This window comes from Nocardiopsis sp. SBT366, from assembly GCF_001083815.1.
Classification (GTDB): Bacteria; Actinomycetota; Actinomycetes; order Streptosporangiales; family Streptosporangiaceae; genus Nocardiopsis; species Nocardiopsis prasina.
The window spans coordinates 1-16,535 of the sequence record NZ_LAVM01000051.1 but is presented as its reverse complement, the minus strand read 5'-3'; the positions used below and the strand labels follow the sequence as shown (position 1 = coordinate 16,535).

At 69.0% G+C, this 16,535-nt stretch carries 14 protein-coding genes; 3 read left to right on the top strand and 11 right to left on the bottom strand.

Going from position 1 to position 16,535, the window contains the following annotated elements; genetic code table 11:
• Positions 1-53 precede the first annotated feature (53 nt).
• Entirely contained in the window at positions 54-1,772 is a 1,719-nt protein-coding gene (locus ADX84_RS16435; RefSeq protein WP_049575091.1) for an ABC transporter family substrate-binding protein, read from the top strand.
• A 261-nt stretch (positions 1,773-2,033) separates the two neighbouring features.
• Positions 2,034-3,176, top strand: a complete 1,143-nt coding sequence (locus tag ADX84_RS16430) for a polysaccharide lyase family 1 protein (protein WP_049575087.1) — start codon at positions 2,034-2,036, stop codon at positions 3,174-3,176.
• A 32-nt stretch (positions 3,177-3,208) separates the two neighbouring features.
• Here the strand turns inward: ADX84_RS16430 and ADX84_RS16425 are convergent, their stop codons facing one another.
• The 11 genes from ADX84_RS16425 to ADX84_RS16375 all read right to left on the bottom strand — a co-directional run bounded on the left by ADX84_RS16425 (position 3,209) and on the right by ADX84_RS16375 (position 14,769).
• Complete coding sequence (locus tag ADX84_RS16425) at positions 3,209-4,033, bottom strand: hypothetical protein (RefSeq protein WP_234004021.1); 825 nt, start codon at positions 4,031-4,033, stop codon at positions 3,209-3,211.
• A gap of 348 nt (positions 4,034-4,381) precedes the next feature.
• Positions 4,382-5,347 (bottom strand): endonuclease domain-containing protein, encoded by a 966-nt coding sequence (locus ADX84_RS16420; RefSeq protein ID WP_234004018.1) that lies wholly within the window; start codon positions 5,345-5,347, stop codon positions 4,382-4,384.
• A 163-nt stretch (positions 5,348-5,510) separates the two neighbouring features.
• Positions 5,511-6,590, bottom strand: coding sequence for a pilus assembly protein TadG-related protein (locus ADX84_RS16415; RefSeq protein WP_156208111.1), 1,080 nt, complete (start codon positions 6,588-6,590; stop codon positions 5,511-5,513).
• 297 nt (positions 6,591-6,887) lie between these two features.
• Positions 6,888-7,601, bottom strand: a complete 714-nt coding sequence (locus ADX84_RS16410; protein ID WP_049575077.1) for a vitamin K epoxide reductase family protein — start codon at positions 7,599-7,601, stop codon at positions 6,888-6,890.
• Positions 7,601-8,293: a thioredoxin domain-containing protein gene (locus ADX84_RS16405; protein WP_049575073.1), complete on the bottom strand. Its 693-nt coding sequence runs from the start codon at positions 8,291-8,293 to the stop codon at positions 7,601-7,603. Before ADX84_RS16405 ends, ADX84_RS16410 begins: the two co-directional genes overlap by 1 nt.
• Before the next feature lie 79 nt (positions 8,294-8,372).
• Positions 8,373-8,744, bottom strand: coding sequence for a hypothetical protein (locus ADX84_RS16400; RefSeq protein ID WP_049575069.1), 372 nt, complete (start codon positions 8,742-8,744; stop codon positions 8,373-8,375).
• 79 nt (positions 8,745-8,823) lie between these two features.
• Positions 8,824-11,331 (bottom strand): glycosyltransferase family 4 protein, encoded by a 2,508-nt coding sequence (locus ADX84_RS16395; RefSeq protein WP_049575066.1) that lies wholly within the window; start codon positions 11,329-11,331, stop codon positions 8,824-8,826.
• A 761-nt stretch (positions 11,332-12,092) separates the two neighbouring features.
• Positions 12,093-12,677, bottom strand: coding sequence for a hypothetical protein (locus ADX84_RS16390; RefSeq protein ID WP_234004017.1), 585 nt, complete (start codon positions 12,675-12,677; stop codon positions 12,093-12,095).
• A gap of 208 nt (positions 12,678-12,885) precedes the next feature.
• Positions 12,886-13,062 (bottom strand): hypothetical protein, encoded by a 177-nt coding sequence (locus ADX84_RS16385; protein ID WP_234004016.1) that lies wholly within the window; start codon positions 13,060-13,062, stop codon positions 12,886-12,888.
• A gap of 360 nt (positions 13,063-13,422) precedes the next feature.
• Complete coding sequence (locus ADX84_RS26385) at positions 13,423-14,505, bottom strand: OmpA family protein (RefSeq protein WP_234004015.1); 1,083 nt, start codon at positions 14,503-14,505, stop codon at positions 13,423-13,425.
• Between the two features lie 48 nt (positions 14,506-14,553).
• Positions 14,554-14,769, bottom strand: coding sequence for a hypothetical protein (locus ADX84_RS16375; RefSeq protein WP_049575060.1), 216 nt, complete (start codon positions 14,767-14,769; stop codon positions 14,554-14,556).
• A 641-nt stretch (positions 14,770-15,410) separates the two neighbouring features.
• On the opposite strand from ADX84_RS16375, the gene ADX84_RS16370 reads away from it, so the two are divergent.
• Positions 15,411-16,535, top strand: a 1,125-nt coding sequence (locus tag ADX84_RS16370) for a TIGR04222 domain-containing membrane protein (protein ID WP_156208110.1), incomplete at its 3' end; no start/stop codon positions are given.

Here is a 16,535-nt window from a genome sequence, read left to right as displayed (position 1 = left end):
AGAGGCCAGTACCACCCCGCGTACTGGCCGACACTCACAGGAGGAAGATCCCCATGCGAATCGGGAAGGCGCGTTATCTCGCCCCCGCCGCGGTCCTGGTGCTTCTCGCCAGCGCGTGCAGTAGTGACGACGGAAACGACCCGGAAGCCGCTCAGGAGGCGGTCGCGGAGCTTCCACCCGAAGACCTGAACCCTGCGCCCCGTGACGAACTCCAGGACGGTGGCACCTTCGTCTGGGCGCTCAGCCAGTACGAAGAGCAGCACAACATGCACCACGTGCAGGGCAACAAGGCGGATGTCCGCCGCGTGGCCGCCGCTGTTCTGCCCTCCGCCAGCCGTTACACCGCCGAGGGTGACTACTTCCCGCGTGAGGAGTACGTCCTCGACTACGAGCTCAGTGACGACGGCCTCCAGCTTGACTACACCCTGAACCCGGACGCCGTGTGGTCGGACGGCAACCCGGTCACCTCCGAGGACTACGAGGCGACCGTCATCACCCGCACGGGCGAGCGGGGCTCCGACTTCGAGATCGGCTCCACCGTCGGTTACGAATGGATCGACGAGTTCGTCGAAGGGGAGGACGAGTACTCCTTCTCGCTCACCTTCACCGAGCCCTACGGTGAGTGGCCGACCCTGTTCTCCCCTCTGTACCCCAAGGAGTACATGGAGGACGCGGAGCTGTTCAACACCGGGTTCAACAAGGCGATGCCCGTTACCGCCGGTCCCTTCGGGGACGTGGAGTTCGACGACGTCGCGGAGCGCATCACCATCCACAAGGACGAGGACTGGTGGGGGGCCGAGGCCAAGCTCGACCGCATCATCTTCGACGCCATGGCGTTGGACGCACAGCCCGCTGCCTTCAACAACGGTGAAGTCGACGGCTTCTACCTCGGCTATGACGCGGCCGGTTACCAGTTGCTGAAGGACAAGGAGGATGACGGCGCGTACTTCACCCAGGCGGTCAACCACGGCCATCGCTTCCTCTCCATCAACGGTTCCAGTCCGCGACTGGAGGACAAGCGCGTCCGTCAGGCCGTCGCACTGAGCATTGACAGGGACACCATGGCCGAGGTCGCCCTCGGAGCCGTGAACTGGCCCATCACCGGTGAGGTCAACCGTCTTCTGCGATCCAGCCAGAACGGCTACCAGGACAACAGCGGTGAGCTCGGCACCCGAGACCTGGAGCGCGCGGCAGAGCTGCTCGACGAGGCTGGATGGACCCTGGAGGAGGGCCAGGAGTTTCGTACCAATGAGGACGGTGACACCCTGACCCTCGCCTACGTCGCCTCCGACGACATGACGCTGGCGCAGGACGAGGGCGACATGGCCCGCGAGATGCTGGCCGAAGTTGGTATTGAGGTGGACGTCCAGCACGTTCCCGGCAATGCCCTGTTCTCCGAGTACGTCATCCCCGGCAACTACGAGATGGCCGGATTCGTCCTCACCGGCACCAGCCCGTTCTCCTCGAGTTCCAAGGGCAACTACGGCATGCCGCTTGACGAGGACGGTGAAGACTGGGGTAACAACAGCAGTCGCCACTCCACCCCGGAGGTCGAGGAGCTCTACGATGAACTCGCTCTGGAGCCGGACCCCGAAGCCTATGCGGCCAAGGCCAATGAGATCGACGCGCTGCTGTGGGACGAGGTCGTCACCATCCCGCTGTTCGAGCGTCCCGGTCTGTGGATCATGGACGAGAACCTGCACAACTGGGGTGAGTTCGGTCTGGCCTCGGACTACGTGTACGAGGACATCGGCTGGGCCAAGGAGGACTAGGCGCCACCCCAGGGTGACGTGCCTCCAAGGGGCGTCACCGGTGTCCACACCGGGCACCGGGGAGCCCTCGCGGCCACGGTGAGTGATCGCGAAACGTGAGAGTGAGGGCGTCGGCCCCCGTCGGATGGGGGACGGCGCCCTTCGTTGTGCCCGCACGGGGCGGGACCGCGCGGGCGGTGTGTTCGGTGTCTCCCCCCGCCTGAGAGAATCGTCGGAGCCCGACACCCCCCTCCCCCCGCCCCGCTCGTTGGAAAGTTCCAGATGCGACTCCACCCTCTCGCCGCCGCCTGCCTGGCGGCTCTGTTGTGTGTGGCCCTCACCTCCTGCTCCCGGCAGGAGGAGGACGCGGACGACACGCCCGAACCCCCCGTCGGTGCCGCCGTGGACCCGGACACCGGCGAGGCGGACGAGTCCAGCCCGCCCCCGGAGACGCCCGAGGAGGAGTGGCCCTTCGGCACCCCTGTCGGCTGGGCGGACCAGCCCATGGCGCTGGCCGGCCCGGTGGACGAGGACGAGGCGGACGGGGACTCCGGAGACGACGCGGAGGCCTCGGCGGACGAGGAGGACCCCGACTCCGAGGAGGCGGAAGACGCCCCGGCCGAACACCCCGGTGTGACCGGAGGTGCGGACGGCGAGACCGTGACCGCGACCGACGCCGACCAGCTGGCCGAGTACCTGGGGGCCGAGGAGCCCCTCGTGGTGGAGGTGGAGGGCGGGATCGACCTCGACGGCACTGTCCGGGTCGCCTCCGACAAGACCCTCCTCGGTGTGGGGGAGGGCGCCGGGTTCACCGGCGGAGGCCTTGCCGTGGACGGTGCCGACAACGTCATCCTCGCCAACCTGGGCATGGTCTCCGAGGGACCCGCCGTCACGATCAGGGGAGGAGCCCACCACGTGTGGGTGGACGGTTCCACCTTCTCCGGTGGTGAGGACGACTCCCTGATCTCCGTGACCGACGGCGCCGACCACGTCACCCTTTCCTGGAACCACTTCACCGAGGCCGAGTCCGCGGTCACCGTGGGAGGCGGCGACGACGAGCCCGGCGCGCTGCGGGTCACCGTGCACCACAACTTCTTCGACGGCACCTCCGAGCGTCATCCGCGTGCCCGTAACGCCGAGCACGTCCATGTCTTCAACAACTACTTCCGCGCCAACCCCGAGTACGGTGTCCAGTCCTCGCACGGCTCCCAGGTGCTGGTCGAGGGCAACTACTTCGAGAACACCCCGGTCTCCGTGTCCACCGAGCCCGACGAACCGGGCAACGTGGTCACCCGCGACAACCTGCTGGTCGACTCCGACCAGCCCGAGCCGCGCGGCACCGTGCCCGACCCGCCCTACGCCTACGAGCTCGACGACACCGTCAACGTCCCCGAGCTGGTGATGAGCCGGGCCGGAATCGACTGACCGCCGCGCTGCGCACGCTGCCGGAGCGGTTCCTAGGTCTCCACGGGGTGGTACTCGTAGGTCTCACCGAACCCGTTCGGGGCGGTGTAGCTGAGTCTTCGCGGGTGGCCGCCCTCGTCCACCCAGAGGTCGAACCGGGCTTCGGGGACCTGGACCAGGCTGTTGCGGCCGGGCTCCAGCAGGTAGTCGCCCGCCTCCGTCGCGAAGGTCCCCGAGTACCGGTAGGCGGTGTGCGTGCTGGCCCCGACCCCGCGGGTGCTCTCGGGGAGATCGATCTTCTCCGAGCCCACCAGTTCCAGGTCCGTCGCGGTCTCCACCAGGTCCTCCAGGACGCCGAGGACGAACTCCTCCGAACACAGGCGGCGGTCGGCCTCCGTGGGCTGGGTCAGCACGGTCATGCCGGGCAGGCCCTTCTCGGCGGTCATCATGAAACCGGTGCCGGGCAGGTCGTAGCGGTGGACCCGTACCCCCTCGGACGACTCGAAGTAGTGCTCGAAGGCGGTGTCGGAGCCGGGCTCGTGGCGGGCCCACCCCTGGGCGGGCTCCTCACCCTCCACGGTCCGCGTGTAGCTCACGTGGAAGGCGGGGGCGTCCCGCACCTTTTGGACGGCCGACTCCAGAAACACCTCCGGGTCCGAGGGGTCGGCGTCCACGGCCCGCACCAGTGGTGACTCCACCCCGACCGGGTCCGCCAGCGGTGGCACCGCGGACTCCCCGTCCAGCGTCAGCCGGGCCACGCTCCAACCACTGGCGACCACCGCCAGGCTGGCCACGGCCACCAGCAGGCTCAGCAGCCAGTTGGGCTGCCCGGGGACCTCCTCCAGCTCCTGCTCCGTGGACGGCATCGACGTCGACACTGACAACGCCTCGATTCTGCGGCTCGACGATCGGGGGGTACCGCTTACGCGGAGTACGACGCGGTAACTCACCGCTCCGTTCGGGGATCGGGCGAACATCATCGCTGTCACCACTGACGATCGGACGGCCCGTCACGGGGCCCGGGGCGCGTACGGAGGGCCCGGCGGCGCCGACCTCCGGGGCCCCACCACGCGGCCCCGGACACGTTCGACCAGGGTGCGGCAGGGGCCAGGTCCCGCCGCCCGAATCCGTGACCCGGGCGCGCCGGGGACGGTCGGCCACGGTACGCGTCCGTCCGGTGTCCGCATGTGGCCGTATGGGGCCGCGCGAACACCGCCGGGAACGGACTAGCCCAACCGCGGGGGATGGCGCTCGATCCGACGGATGGACCGCCAGGCCCCGGCCGTGCGTTCCGGCGTCCCCGACCAGCCCCGTTCGGTGAGCGCCCCCATCACCCCGCGCAGGAACCCGGCCGGGCGAGCGCACAGGTCGTACACCCCGATGGAGATCACGATCCACCCGGCCTCCTCCATGGCCCGGTACCGCAGCCGGTCGCGGGCGCGGTCGATCGGCAGCGAGTGGTGCTCCGCGCTGTCGTACTCCACGGCCACCCGGTAGGCGGGCCAGCCCAGGTCGACCCTGAAGTCGCCCTCCATGGTGGAGACCGAGCACTGTGGCACGGCCCTGGGCAGGTCCACCTGGTGCAACAGGACCCGGGTCCAGCTCTCGGCGGGCGACTGGCTGCGCCCGTCGGCCAGCCCCAGCGCCCGCCGCAGCTGTCGCTGGGACCGCCGGGGGTGGGTCAGCGCCGCGGCCCGCAACCGCTCCTCCGAGGTGAGGCCCAGGGCGAGGAAGCGGTCCAGTGCCGCGGTCGCGGCGTACAGGGAGGTCGACTGCACCGCCACGTCCAGCGCGGTCCTCGCCCGTGTGGTCACCCGCACCCCGTGCACCCGGGTGCGCTCGGCCTCCGGGAGGCGCTCACGGTGCGCGATGACCCCGGCCCGGGCAGCGCCCTCGACTCCCGGAGGTACCGCCACGTGCAGCCGGTTCCGGGTGACGGAGGTGCCCTGGGGATGCAGGTCGACTCCCCACACGTAGGCGGCCGTCCGACCGAAGGCCACCGCGTCCGGGGACAGCTGGGCCAGGACGGGGCGCAGCGTGCGCAGGAGGAGGTCGTGGTCGGTCGGCGGACCCGTCAGCGGGGAGGGGCGTCGCGGCGGGGGTTCCCTGCGGCGTGGTCCGGGCCGGGGCACGGGGCGGGGGAGCGGGAAGAGCGGGGAACAACCAGAGGGAGCACGGCGGTCTCGCTTCATGCTTCCAGGTTCGGCCGCCGGGTCACCCCGGACAAGCCCCGATCCGAATCTGTGGACAACCCGCCGCGGGGGCTGAGGGAGCCGGAGCACACGACGGGGGAACCGGCGCGGGACCGTGGACCGCTGCCCGCTCGACCCCGTGGACGAGACGTGGTTGTGGGGACTACCGGAAGGGCGGTGGACCGGCGGACAGGTGGATGTGGTCCACGTGGTCCAGGGTCGGGTTGTGGTGAACCGTGGCTGGCCGCCTGACGTCGAGCCACGCCCCCGTGCTGTCTCTGGCGGGATTCCAGATGTGGTAGTTGTAAATGATTCCCTTGACGTTGAGGTCCTGGTGGTTCTCGATGAGGAAGTCGATCACCTGGATGGCGGTCGCGTCCATCGCCGGGGTGGGGGTCCCGCCAGGGTCGGCCATCATGTAGTCCACCGCCTCGCCGTAGCCGTGGTCGCTGGACGACTCGTCGCGGTAGCCGCCCGCGCTCAGGTAGAAGCCGGGGAACTCCTGGTTGAGCACCTGGTGTGCGGCGCACATCTGCGGGTGCAGCCCGCCCAGGGAACCGCAGTCGGTGATCGCCCCGCCGCCGAACACGGAGTTCGGGTCGAACTTGAACCTGCCCTCCTGGTCGATGAGGTGCACGTCGAAGTAGGACGAGGCCTGCTCCTCGTCGGTGACGGCGTCGCCGCCGCACACCAGTCCGTCGGCGTTGCGTCCGCAGTCCGCCGAGAGGTCGATGATCGCGATCGCGGCCGCGGTGCCCTCGAAGGACGAGGCGTCGTCCTCCTCGCCGTCACACACCACGTCGTCCCACGCACGGGACCCGTCCTCCGTCAGCTCCTTCTGACAGAGCGCCCCGCGTACCTCCACCCGGACGATGTTGCCGAACCGGCCCATGGCGTTGTCACTGGCCCGGATGTCCGTGAGCACGCCGCCGTTGTTGCGGGCGTACGTCTCGGCGCGCGACTCGGCGATCTCCTCGTCGTACCGGGGCATGGGGTGGACACCGTCCGCGAGCTGGCGGGCCGCGTGGTCCCGGAGCCCGGCCACGGCCGCCAGCGCAGCAGCGTCGGCGGCCGTCTGCGCCTGTGAGCGCATGTCGTTGGCCGCTCCCACCCGCACGAACAGCACGGTGAGCGCGAGCAGGCTCAGGGTCAGACCGAACAGGAGGAGGACGTTGGCCTGACCGTCGTCGCGGCGACCCTGGAGATGGCGTCTGCGTACCGGGGAGGAGATGGGCCTTCGCATGGCGGTCCGGGGGGTCGGTCCCCGCGCGGAGGGCGGGGGAGGCGGGAGCGGGAGGAGTCGGTTGGTCGGGAGCAGCGGGCCGGGCGCGTGGACACCGAGAAACCCCTGCCTGGCGCAGCTTAACCCGCGCGGGCGCGGCAGGGAAAGGCAGAGCCGTGGCCCCTGTGGACGACCGACCCGTCACCGCAGGTGACAACGGTGACACGGCGGGAGAACCCGGTGGCCATCACGCGGCCCGCGTCTCCGGGACGCGGAGCGGGCGGCCGGGTACCGGCGGCCCGCTCCGCGGCGGTCTCCCTACAGCAGGGTCGTCCAGTAGCTCCAGAAGGCCTCGGCGACCGCGCCCGCGATCACCACGCCCCACACGGTCAGTACCACGGTATGGTTGCGCGCAAGCACCCCGATGGGGCGACGCAGCGCGTTCGGAACCGGCACGTGCCCGGATCGCAGGTTGTGCAGCGTGACGTACCAGAAGAGCGGGATCGTCACCGCCCACACCACCATGCAGTAGGGGCACAGCGCTCCGATCCGGTACAGGCTCTGGAAGATCAACCAGTGCACGAACACCACACCGAACAGGCACCCCGCCTGGAGACCCAGCCAGAACCACCGACGGAACCCGAGGTCAGCTCCCGATCCCAGCACGGTCCCTTGTCCCGTTCGCGCCCCCGTCCCGAGCTCGGTCCTCGCGAGCAGGGCCGCCCCCACGGCCGTGACCACCGCGAAGCAGGCCACTCCGACGAGCGGGTTGGGGACACCGAACACCTCGGCCTGCGGAGTCACCATCACCGTCCCGCAGGAGAGCACCGGGTTGAAGCTGCACGCGGGAACGTGGTCGGGGTCGGCCAGGACCCGGATCCTCTCCACGAGGAGCGCGGCGGCCGCGATCAGGCCGACCAGCCCGCCCACCACGAGCAGCCATGGCAGCGTCCGACTGACGACGGGAACGTCCGCACCGGGAAGCGGGTTCGGGGAACCGGCCGCGTCGACGTGACGCACGGAGGCGGCCATCACTCCAGCTCCGAGTCGATCATGGCGGAAAGGACCTCCGGGATCGGCATGCTCGGAGCGAGACGGCCGTTGACGAAGATGGTCGGGGTGCCCTGCACGCCCAACAGCAGACCGTCGTCGAAGTCCGCCTGGACCCGCGCCTCGGTCTCCTCGGACCCCATGGTCTCCACGAACTCGTCCATGTCCAGGCCGAGGTCCTCCGCGAAGCCCACGAACACCTCGCTCTGGTCCTCGCGGGACTCTCCCCACTCACCCTGGGTCTCGAACATCAGCTGGTACATGTCGTCCAGAGCGTCCTGTTGGGCGGCGGCCTCCACCGCGGCCGCGGACGGGCCGGAGTTGAGGTGACCGGGGAGCGGGAAGTAGCGGATCACCATGTTGATCCGGCCCTCGTAGTCCTCCCGGATCTGCTCCATCGCAGGGTACTGGGCGCGGCAGGCCTCGCACTCGAAGTCCAGGAACTCCACCACCGTGACCCGGGCGTCCTCGACCCGGTCGAGGTAGCGGCTGTCGTCCCGAACGAGCACGTCGGCTGGGGCGGTGGGCTGGGCCTCGGGGGAGGATCCCGGCGCGGTCGGTCTGGCGCCGCCCTGGGCCGTCGCGGCCTCGTCCCTGTCGAGGTGGACGAGCAGGCCGATCCCGAGGGCGGCGACGACGAGGAGGCAGAGGGTGATGATCAGGTTCTTGCTCATGTGAGGGTTCCTGTGGTCCGTTGCGAACGAGGGCACGCGTGTGAGCCCCACGAGCACGGGGCGGGGCTCGTCGGTGCTCCTAGACCCGCTGGACGCAGAGGAGGGTGAGCAGGCGGTGGCCGTGCGGACCGGCGGGGTCCCCGCGCGTGCGGCGTGGGGAGGGCCCGACCCGGGGCAGTGCGGGCACACACAGGACCAGGGCCGATCCGAGGGCGAGCATCGGCTGCGCGGTCAACAGGCCACGCTCGTCCGGGGTGGGGCAGACGTGCGAGGAACCGGAATCCTCGGCCGGGTCGGAGGCCGCGGACCACTCCGTGGAGACCCGGGAGCCAGCCTCCCCCGGTGAACCCTCGCCGGGATAACACAACGCGCACAGGAAGCACAGCACGACGACGGCCACCAGGGGCACCACGAGGGTGCCCCACCGCCGTGTCGTGGTGTGCCCGTTCATGAGGGGAACTGTAGCGGTGTGCTCACGGTTGTCCAGGCCGGGGTGGGCCGACCCGACCCCGGCGCTCCCCGGGTCTGTCTCAGTGGATACGGCGGTTGATGGCCTCCACCAGGTGGACGTCGGCGACGGTGACCCTGAGATCCCCCGAACCCAGTGGGGAGACGGTCGCGGACCGCACGTACGCACCATGGCTCCACCGGCGGGCGGTCCGGTCCGGAACCGCCTTCGCACCCAGCTTGGCCAGGGCCCCCGCCGGACCGGCCTTCAACCTGAGCTGCCAGGAGGCGCGCAGCGCCGACAGACCCCGGTAGTCGTCATGATCGAGCAACGGCAGGATCCCCACCAGACGCCCCTCCTCGCCCCCCGGCTGGGCGGGTATCACTTCCAGCGGGAACCGCTGCCCGGCGCCGGTGCCCCGTACGACCTCGAGCGCGAAGCTCGTGTCCACGGGCACCGGGGCTCCCAGGGCCACCTCGATGTACAGCTGGTCGCCGTGGCGGCCCATCGGACGCACGCGGACCCGGTCCACCGGCAGCGAAGGCGCCAACGGAGCGGTCAGCAGCCCCAGTCGGTCGTTGACCGTGTAGTACGGGCGCACCCTGGTGCCGAGGCCGTGCTCGGGCCGCACCTTCTGGGGCGCGTACTCGATGATCTTCTTGTACCCGACCACCCCGGACAGGTGTCGGCCCACGGTGTACTCGGTGCCGTCCGACAGGACCACGCGCATCTCCCACTTCTCGGAGTCGCCCTCCCTCCCGCGCACCACCAGCTCGGGATCGATCACGGAGGTGAACTCACCCCCGGCCGCGACGGCCGAGGGGAACTCGTGCTTGGTCTGCTGGGAGGTCCGCAGCCGCACGACCAGTCGTGCGCGCGCGTCGGGGAGGTGCCGACCGAGGACCCGCCCCTGCACCGTGATCAGCCCGTCCGCGACCTCCACGTGCGAGATCTCCGCGTGGTGCGCCGAACGCCGCACGTGCAGCACCAGGCGCCCCTTCGCCGACCGCGCGGGAATCACGATGGAGAGCTCTCCGGTCCGCTCGGGAGCCAGCGGGAAGCCGTGCTGGTGGATCTCCACGTCGCGAACCGGGGCCTCCACACCGTCGTCCACCCGGAACACCTGCCACGTTCCGGTGACCAGACCCTTCGGCGGCTCACCCCCGGGCGCCTCGGTGTCGTCCCCCGTTCGGGACGCGTCCACGAGGAACCGTCCGTCGGCCTCGGGCAGCAGCTCGACCCGCCTTCCCTTCTTGGTCAGCACCAACCGGTTCGGGAGTCGACCCGCCACGGCCCCGGCCCTCCACTCGGCCGGGCCGAACGACAGCACCGTCACTCCGTCGGGGCCGACCTCCACCCGGCAGGCGGCGGGGAGCTCCGGGCGGGGCGCGGGCACGGCCGCCACCGGCGAGGACGGCGTCCCCGCTCCGGCGAGGTCGAAGAACAGCTCCTCATGCAACCGGACCACGTTGACCGGGTCGAAGCGCTCGGATCCGGAGAGCGCCGCCGACGACATGCGCTGACGCATCTCGTCGTCACCCATGAGCTGGGCCAGGCCCTCGGCGATCCCGGGCGCGGACCTGTTCGGCACCAGGAGGCCGTCCTCCCGGTCCCGGATGATGGACGCGGGACCGTGGGGGCAGTTGGTACTCACCACCGGCAACCCGGAGCGCATGGCCTCCACGATGGTCATTCCGAAGGGCTCCTCACTGGAGGTCACCGCGGCGAACGAGCCCTGGGCCCATGCCTCCTCGACCCTTGGGTGCGGTCCCATCAGCCACACGCGGTCCTGGAGTCCCAGGGAACCCACCAGTCTGCCGAGGGCCCCGCGTCGGCTGCCCCGCCCGTAGATCCTCAGCGTCCAGTCGGGGAACTCCTCGCTGACCATGGAGAACGCCTGGACCAGCAGGTCGTGCCGCTTGCTGGGGGCCAGTCTGCCCGCGGAGACGATCGTGCGCGTGTCGTGACCGTTCACGGTGAAGGGCGGAGCGGGCACCGAGTTGGGGATGGACAACAGTCGCACCCCCGGCAGCGGCATCCGCGCCGAGTAGGTGCGCGCGTCCGCCTCGGTGACGGTGACGAACGCGTCGAGGTTGGGGTACTCGGCCGCCATGACCCGGATCAGTTCCTCGGAGTGCTGCTCGTAGGTGAGGTGTTCCTGGCCGATCTTGATGACCCGGCTGGGCGCGGCCCGTGCGATCACCACGTTGAGTCCGGGCCTGGTCCCGACGATCACGTCGGCGTCGGTGGTGGCCAGGTACTCCTCGAGCCGGTCGTCGGTGAGGCGGCTGTGCGTGCTCCCGCGACCGTCCTCCGGCGGGAAGAGCAGCGGGGGCAGACCGGCCCGTTCCGACCCCTCGTACAGGGGGCGCCCGTCCACCCCGGTCGACCGTTCGTCATGCTGTCTGATGTCGACCAGGGGACGCAGGCTGACCTGTGCGGGGACGGGGAGCACGGGATCTGCGCGGTGCCGGAACACCGAGACGATCTCCACGTCGTGCCGGGCGGACAGAGCCGCCGCCTGGTTGGCGACGGTGCGCACGGTGCCACCGATGCCGTACATGTCGTTGATCAGATAGGCGATCCTCATCGAGCCCCCATGTCCTCGAGACCGCCCCGCGCCGAATGCGCGCGAGAGGGTCCCGGCCCCGTCCCCCCACACCGAGCCGGCTCCTGGCCGGGGCTCGGTGGGGATTGAGGGATCAGACTATGGGCGATATGGGCCTAAAAGTCCGAATCTGTCCCGTACTGTCCAAAGGTTTGCTGCCAACTGTGGGGGTTTTGCGGCGCGTTCACGCGGTCGTGGCGCGAGCGGACACCGGGGCCTGGCTCCTGGGCTCCGGGGGTGAGGTCCGCTCCCCCGTCCCTCGGCAAGGGGAGCCGGTGTTCGGGACGGGGGAGCGGTGGGGGAGACAGCCCGGCCGGGTTCCGGAAACCGGGTCGGGGCGAGTGCTCGGAGACCCTCCAGGTCCGAGCACCATCCCCGACCACCGAACCCGACCCACACGAACGGGGCCCGCCCCCCGTCCGGGTGCCGTCTCCTGGTCTGTGGTCGTGCCGCCGTGCGCCTCCCGCACGTGGGCGCACGCACGCGCTGGACCGCAGGCGGATTCTCCGCTCTCGGCGGTGAACGCCGGTCTCGATCCAACGATCGGTGCTTGACCCACCCACAACGTCTCGCCGGGAGCAACGCAACGTTGGTTGTGATGGACACTCTGCCGGATGGGCGGTCAAAAATCCCGGCTGTGAGCGGACTTCCCCTGGCCGAATCCGGCCACCCTAAGGAAATGCCAGGTCGCGCACGGTGAGAGGAACCGTGGGCCCGCACCGGGGTTGGCGGACGGCTCCCGCCTAGTAGTACCCGGTGCTCTGCCAGTACCGCCACGCGGTACACGGGGAGCCGTGGGCCTCCTGGATGTAGCCCAGACCCCAGCTGATCTGCGCCGACGCGCTGTCATTGAACCCCGAGGGCAACGAGCCGTGCTCCGCGGGGTTGAATCCGACGATCCCGCGTGCGCCGGTCGTCGGATCGACCATCCCCGAGTCCCAGTTGGACATCGCGCCCCAGAGACCGTCCAGACAGGTCCACTCCTGGTTGGTCCAGTTGTACGGGTCGGCGGCGGCCGCCTGCATGCCGAGGTTCTTGTTGTCGCTGGCGTTGGAGTTACCCGAACCCCACTCGAACTGCTCGGGTTCGTCCGGGCGGTCCTCGTCCACCCAGGTTCGGTCACCGCAGCCGGGGCCGTTCACCAGACACACCATCTGCCGGACACCCTCGTTGAAGGTGGAGCTCACACCGGAGGCGTAGACGGTGGTGATGATCAGCGCGGCCAGGATGACCGCCGCACCCATCTCCACGAACGCGGCCCCGCGGTCCCGCCCGGTGTCCCGAGGGGGCCCTGAAAGGCGCAGGAGCCTCTGCCACCACACGGACATCCGAGGAGGGCGGTCGCGCCCGTCCGAACGGTTGGGGGGTCGGTTGGAGGAGGGTCGGCGCGTGTCCCCGAGCTCGGGACGGTGAGGGGTGGTCAACTCCGCCTCCAGAAGAGTCCGGGAACCGGGAGCAGATGTGAGGTCTGTGCCCGGCCTTCGGCGAACGGGATCATGATGGTCAGGCCTGAGCGATTGCGGATGTGTTCCCGACTCAGGAGACGGGGATGTTCTCGATGGCGTCGAAACCGGGGATCTCCAGGTCGATCTCATTCACGTCGAGAGGGACCGAGTACATCGACCAGTAGGCGACCTTCTCGCCCGGTTCGATGGTGCTCTTGGAATCCACGTTGATGTTCCCCGAGCAGAGACAGTCGCCCTCGCTGTCCATGACCGGGTGATAACGCTGACCCTCGTCCGAAGAGGAGACAGTAACCCCTGAGTACGAATTCGCGTTGTGGTACATGTAGGTCGTTCCGTGCGGCCAGTTGAAAGTGGCCTGCGCGTCTCCCTGGTTCTCCACGCTCCACGCCACAGAGAGCAGATTTCCCGATTCGTTTCGTTCTGCCGCGTGGGCTTCCGCGGTGAGTCCCGCGCTAATCGAGTCATTGGATTCCGCCGTCCCCAGGGAATCAAGGTTCTCGGTCTGCGGCGCTGGGGCTGCCAGGACGCTCGAAGCCGTCCCGAAGGGAAGTACCAGCATGAGCGAGATGGCCCAGGCCCATCGGTGTCTCAGGTTCATTGCTGCCCCCTACTTCTCGAAGGTGACGCTGACTCGACGGTTGCGTTCGCGTCCCTCTTCGTTGGAGTTGTCCGCGATGGGGTCGGCGGAACCGTGTCCCTCGACCTCGAACGTGATTCCGTCTCGGGCGATGAGCTCGTTCAGCGCGGACTCGACACTCTCGGCTCGTTCCTTGGAGAGCGGGGTGTTGATGGACTCGCTGCCGGTGTTGTCCGCGTGCCCGTCGACGGAGACCATGGTGGAACTCGCGTCGTCGATCTCCTGCGCCACCTGCGCCAGGATCTCCTGAGCCTCGTCGCTGAGGTCGGAGCTACCCGTGCCGAAGAGGACGTCGGAGGAGAGGATGATGCTGACTTCGTCACCGCTCTCGGTTCGTCCCGTCTGGTCCTCTTCGAGACTGTCGGAGATCAAGGTGAGATCGAGAATCTGTTCTTCGCCGAGATTGCTCTGCTCGACGGACTCGGAGACATCGTTGATGGGGATGTCAAAGAACGGAGACGTCAACGGTGTCGTAATCGTCATCCTTTCCAGGGCTCCCTGGTCCCCGGGGAAAATAACCCAAAGGCTTTCCGTGTCCCCGCTTCCGAGCGGGCCGTTCAGGGAGTCACAGAAGCAGCTTCCGTCGCTCTGGTCGTAGCTCAGGTATCTCTGCTGGTTGACATCATCAATGAGACTGATTTTGCTCGCGGTCTGCGCATCGAGCTCCTCTGCGAGCTTGTACCCCAGATCGAAGTTCTCGGATGAGTTGTTGGTGACGCTCAGACGCAGGCGGAGGAGATCATTACTCAATCGTTCCAGAGCATTGATGTCGATCTGCAGATCAGAACCAAGGTCGGAGGAGGTGAACTCCGAACTGGCGATGACCTCCGCGTCTTCTCCCCCGGCCTCACCTGGATCTGCCTCTCCAGGCTGTGCGGTCGACTCCTCCCCGGGAAGTTCCGGTGCCTCCTCCGCCCCCACAACACAGCCGGACGAGGTGAGGAGAACCAGGGCCCCGGCCAAGCCAGCCCACAGACGGCTTCTTTCCCTCAACGTGGAAGGCGTATTTCTGGGGGCCACGTTCTTCCCGTCCCTCTGACTGTCCTGGGGCAACTGAGCATCCGATGTCTGAGGTCCCCGGCGGTTCCTGCTCTCGGTGACCTACGGAGTTCCGGCGAAGACTCCGTCAATGGTGCTGCTGATGCCCTGGGCGATACGGGCCCCGATCCCGGCGTTCATGATCACGACGGCCACGAGCGCGACGAACACGAGGATGGCCCCGTACTCGACGAAACCAGCGCCTCTGTCGCTGCTCCGCTCGGCCCTGGGCAGGGCAAGGGAGCTGAGCCTGACCCAGACCTGATGCGTGAAGTTCACTGGGAGCCTCCTTGGGGGGCTGGGGCTGCGACGCCACGGCGGCTGGCGTGTTCGCCTGGTTCGAGGGCCGGACGCCGACTCGGGGCGCGCCCAAGGGTGCGCCGTCCTGCGCTCTGTGTGGCCCGTGCTGTTTGGAACGTGGTCATCGCGGTCACCTCCTCGCGGGGCTGAACTGATCCGGGTCCGCGCATGGCGGTGCCCTGAACCTGTGCCCCTCCACTATCGGACATCACTCGGTGTCCCACCCCCGAGTCTGGCCGAATGTGGCCACATTGATTCGGGCCTCATCCTAGGCGCTCTGGATTCCCCGTCCCCCTTCCGTCCGAGAAGTCGCAGGTAAGGGTGGATTCTCGTCGGCACTCTCGTCTCGGTGGAGGGCTCGGATGTCCGTGGGGGTCTTCATCGGGTCATTTGACACGGAGGTGGTCGCCGTGTTCTCCCGGGTCGAATCCGTGATGTGGAAACAAAACCCCAGGCCAGAGGGTATGTCCGCACGATGGTGTTGAATTGTCCAGTTCGCCCACGACGCTCACCACTCCTCGCCCCCTTACCCCAGTGACCTCCACCGCCGCACCCCCTGCTCCAGCTGATCCTCCTGGCCGACGCCCCCAACGGCCGACCTGTCAGAAAGGCCCGAAATCTTGGACGCCACGGTGCTCATCCCCCTCCTGGGGGCCCTGCTCGGCCTGGCCATCGGTCTGTTTCCCCTCGTCAAGGTGGTCAACGCGATTCGTGTGATCAGCGCGTCCGTCTCGGGGGTCCCCGCCCCGAGCCGACAGCCGAGGCCCGACGAACTCACCCCCACCGAACTCGCCTACCTGGTGGGCGGTGCCACCCGCGTCGGAGAGGTGGTGCTCCTGGACCTCTTCCTCTCGGGACGCGTCCGACGCCAGGCCAGGGGCGGGTTCTTCACCCTGGTGGGTCCCTCCAACGCCTACGTCACCGAGAAGGACCGGGTACGCAGGGACATCGTCAAGGCTTTCAAGGACCGCACGGGGTTGACGGCGCGGGGGATCATCCGGACCGCCACCTTCAGTCGGGGCATCGACCGGCTTCGGGAGCGGCTCGCCGAACGGCGTCTGATCGCCCACTCCGGTGAGCTCACCAGGACGCTGGCCGACTTCCACGACGGCGGGTGGATCTCCCAACGGCTCTCCTTCGTGGGGTCGGGGCTGCTCCTGGCCGGACTGGTGCTGGTGACCGCCCATGAACAGAACGGCTGGACGGTCGCCCTGACCGTGCTCGGCGGGTTCCTCTCCGTACTGAACGGCCTCTCCTTCGCCCTGTACCTGGGGCGAGGCGGTCGGAACGTCTCCACCAGGACCCCCTCGGGCCGGGAACTGCTCCTGGAAGCGGAGCGCACCTACTCCGTCGACGGCGTCGAGGGACGTTCGATGGTGAGGGAGGTGGCGTTGGGCTACACCGCGGTGATCGGACTCGGCCGGATGAGCCGTGAGGGCGCGGGACGCCGGGGACGGGACGGTTCGAGCGAAGACGCCGTACGGGTCGTGACCGACTCCGGATCCGCGCAGCTGGTCGGAGAGTCCTCGGGCGGGGCCGGGGAGCGGACCCCCGAGCCCCGGGAGGGGTTCGAGCTCGGATGGGGCGACCTGTGCGAGTTCGCTGGCCTGTGCTCGGTGGGCGGCGACTCCGGTGGCTCGGGCCCATCGGGTTCCCACGGAGGCTCCTCGGGCGGTGGCGGCCTCTTCGATGGCGGCTCGGGTGACGGTTCGGGGGGTGACTCCGGTGGCGGTGACGGTGGAGGC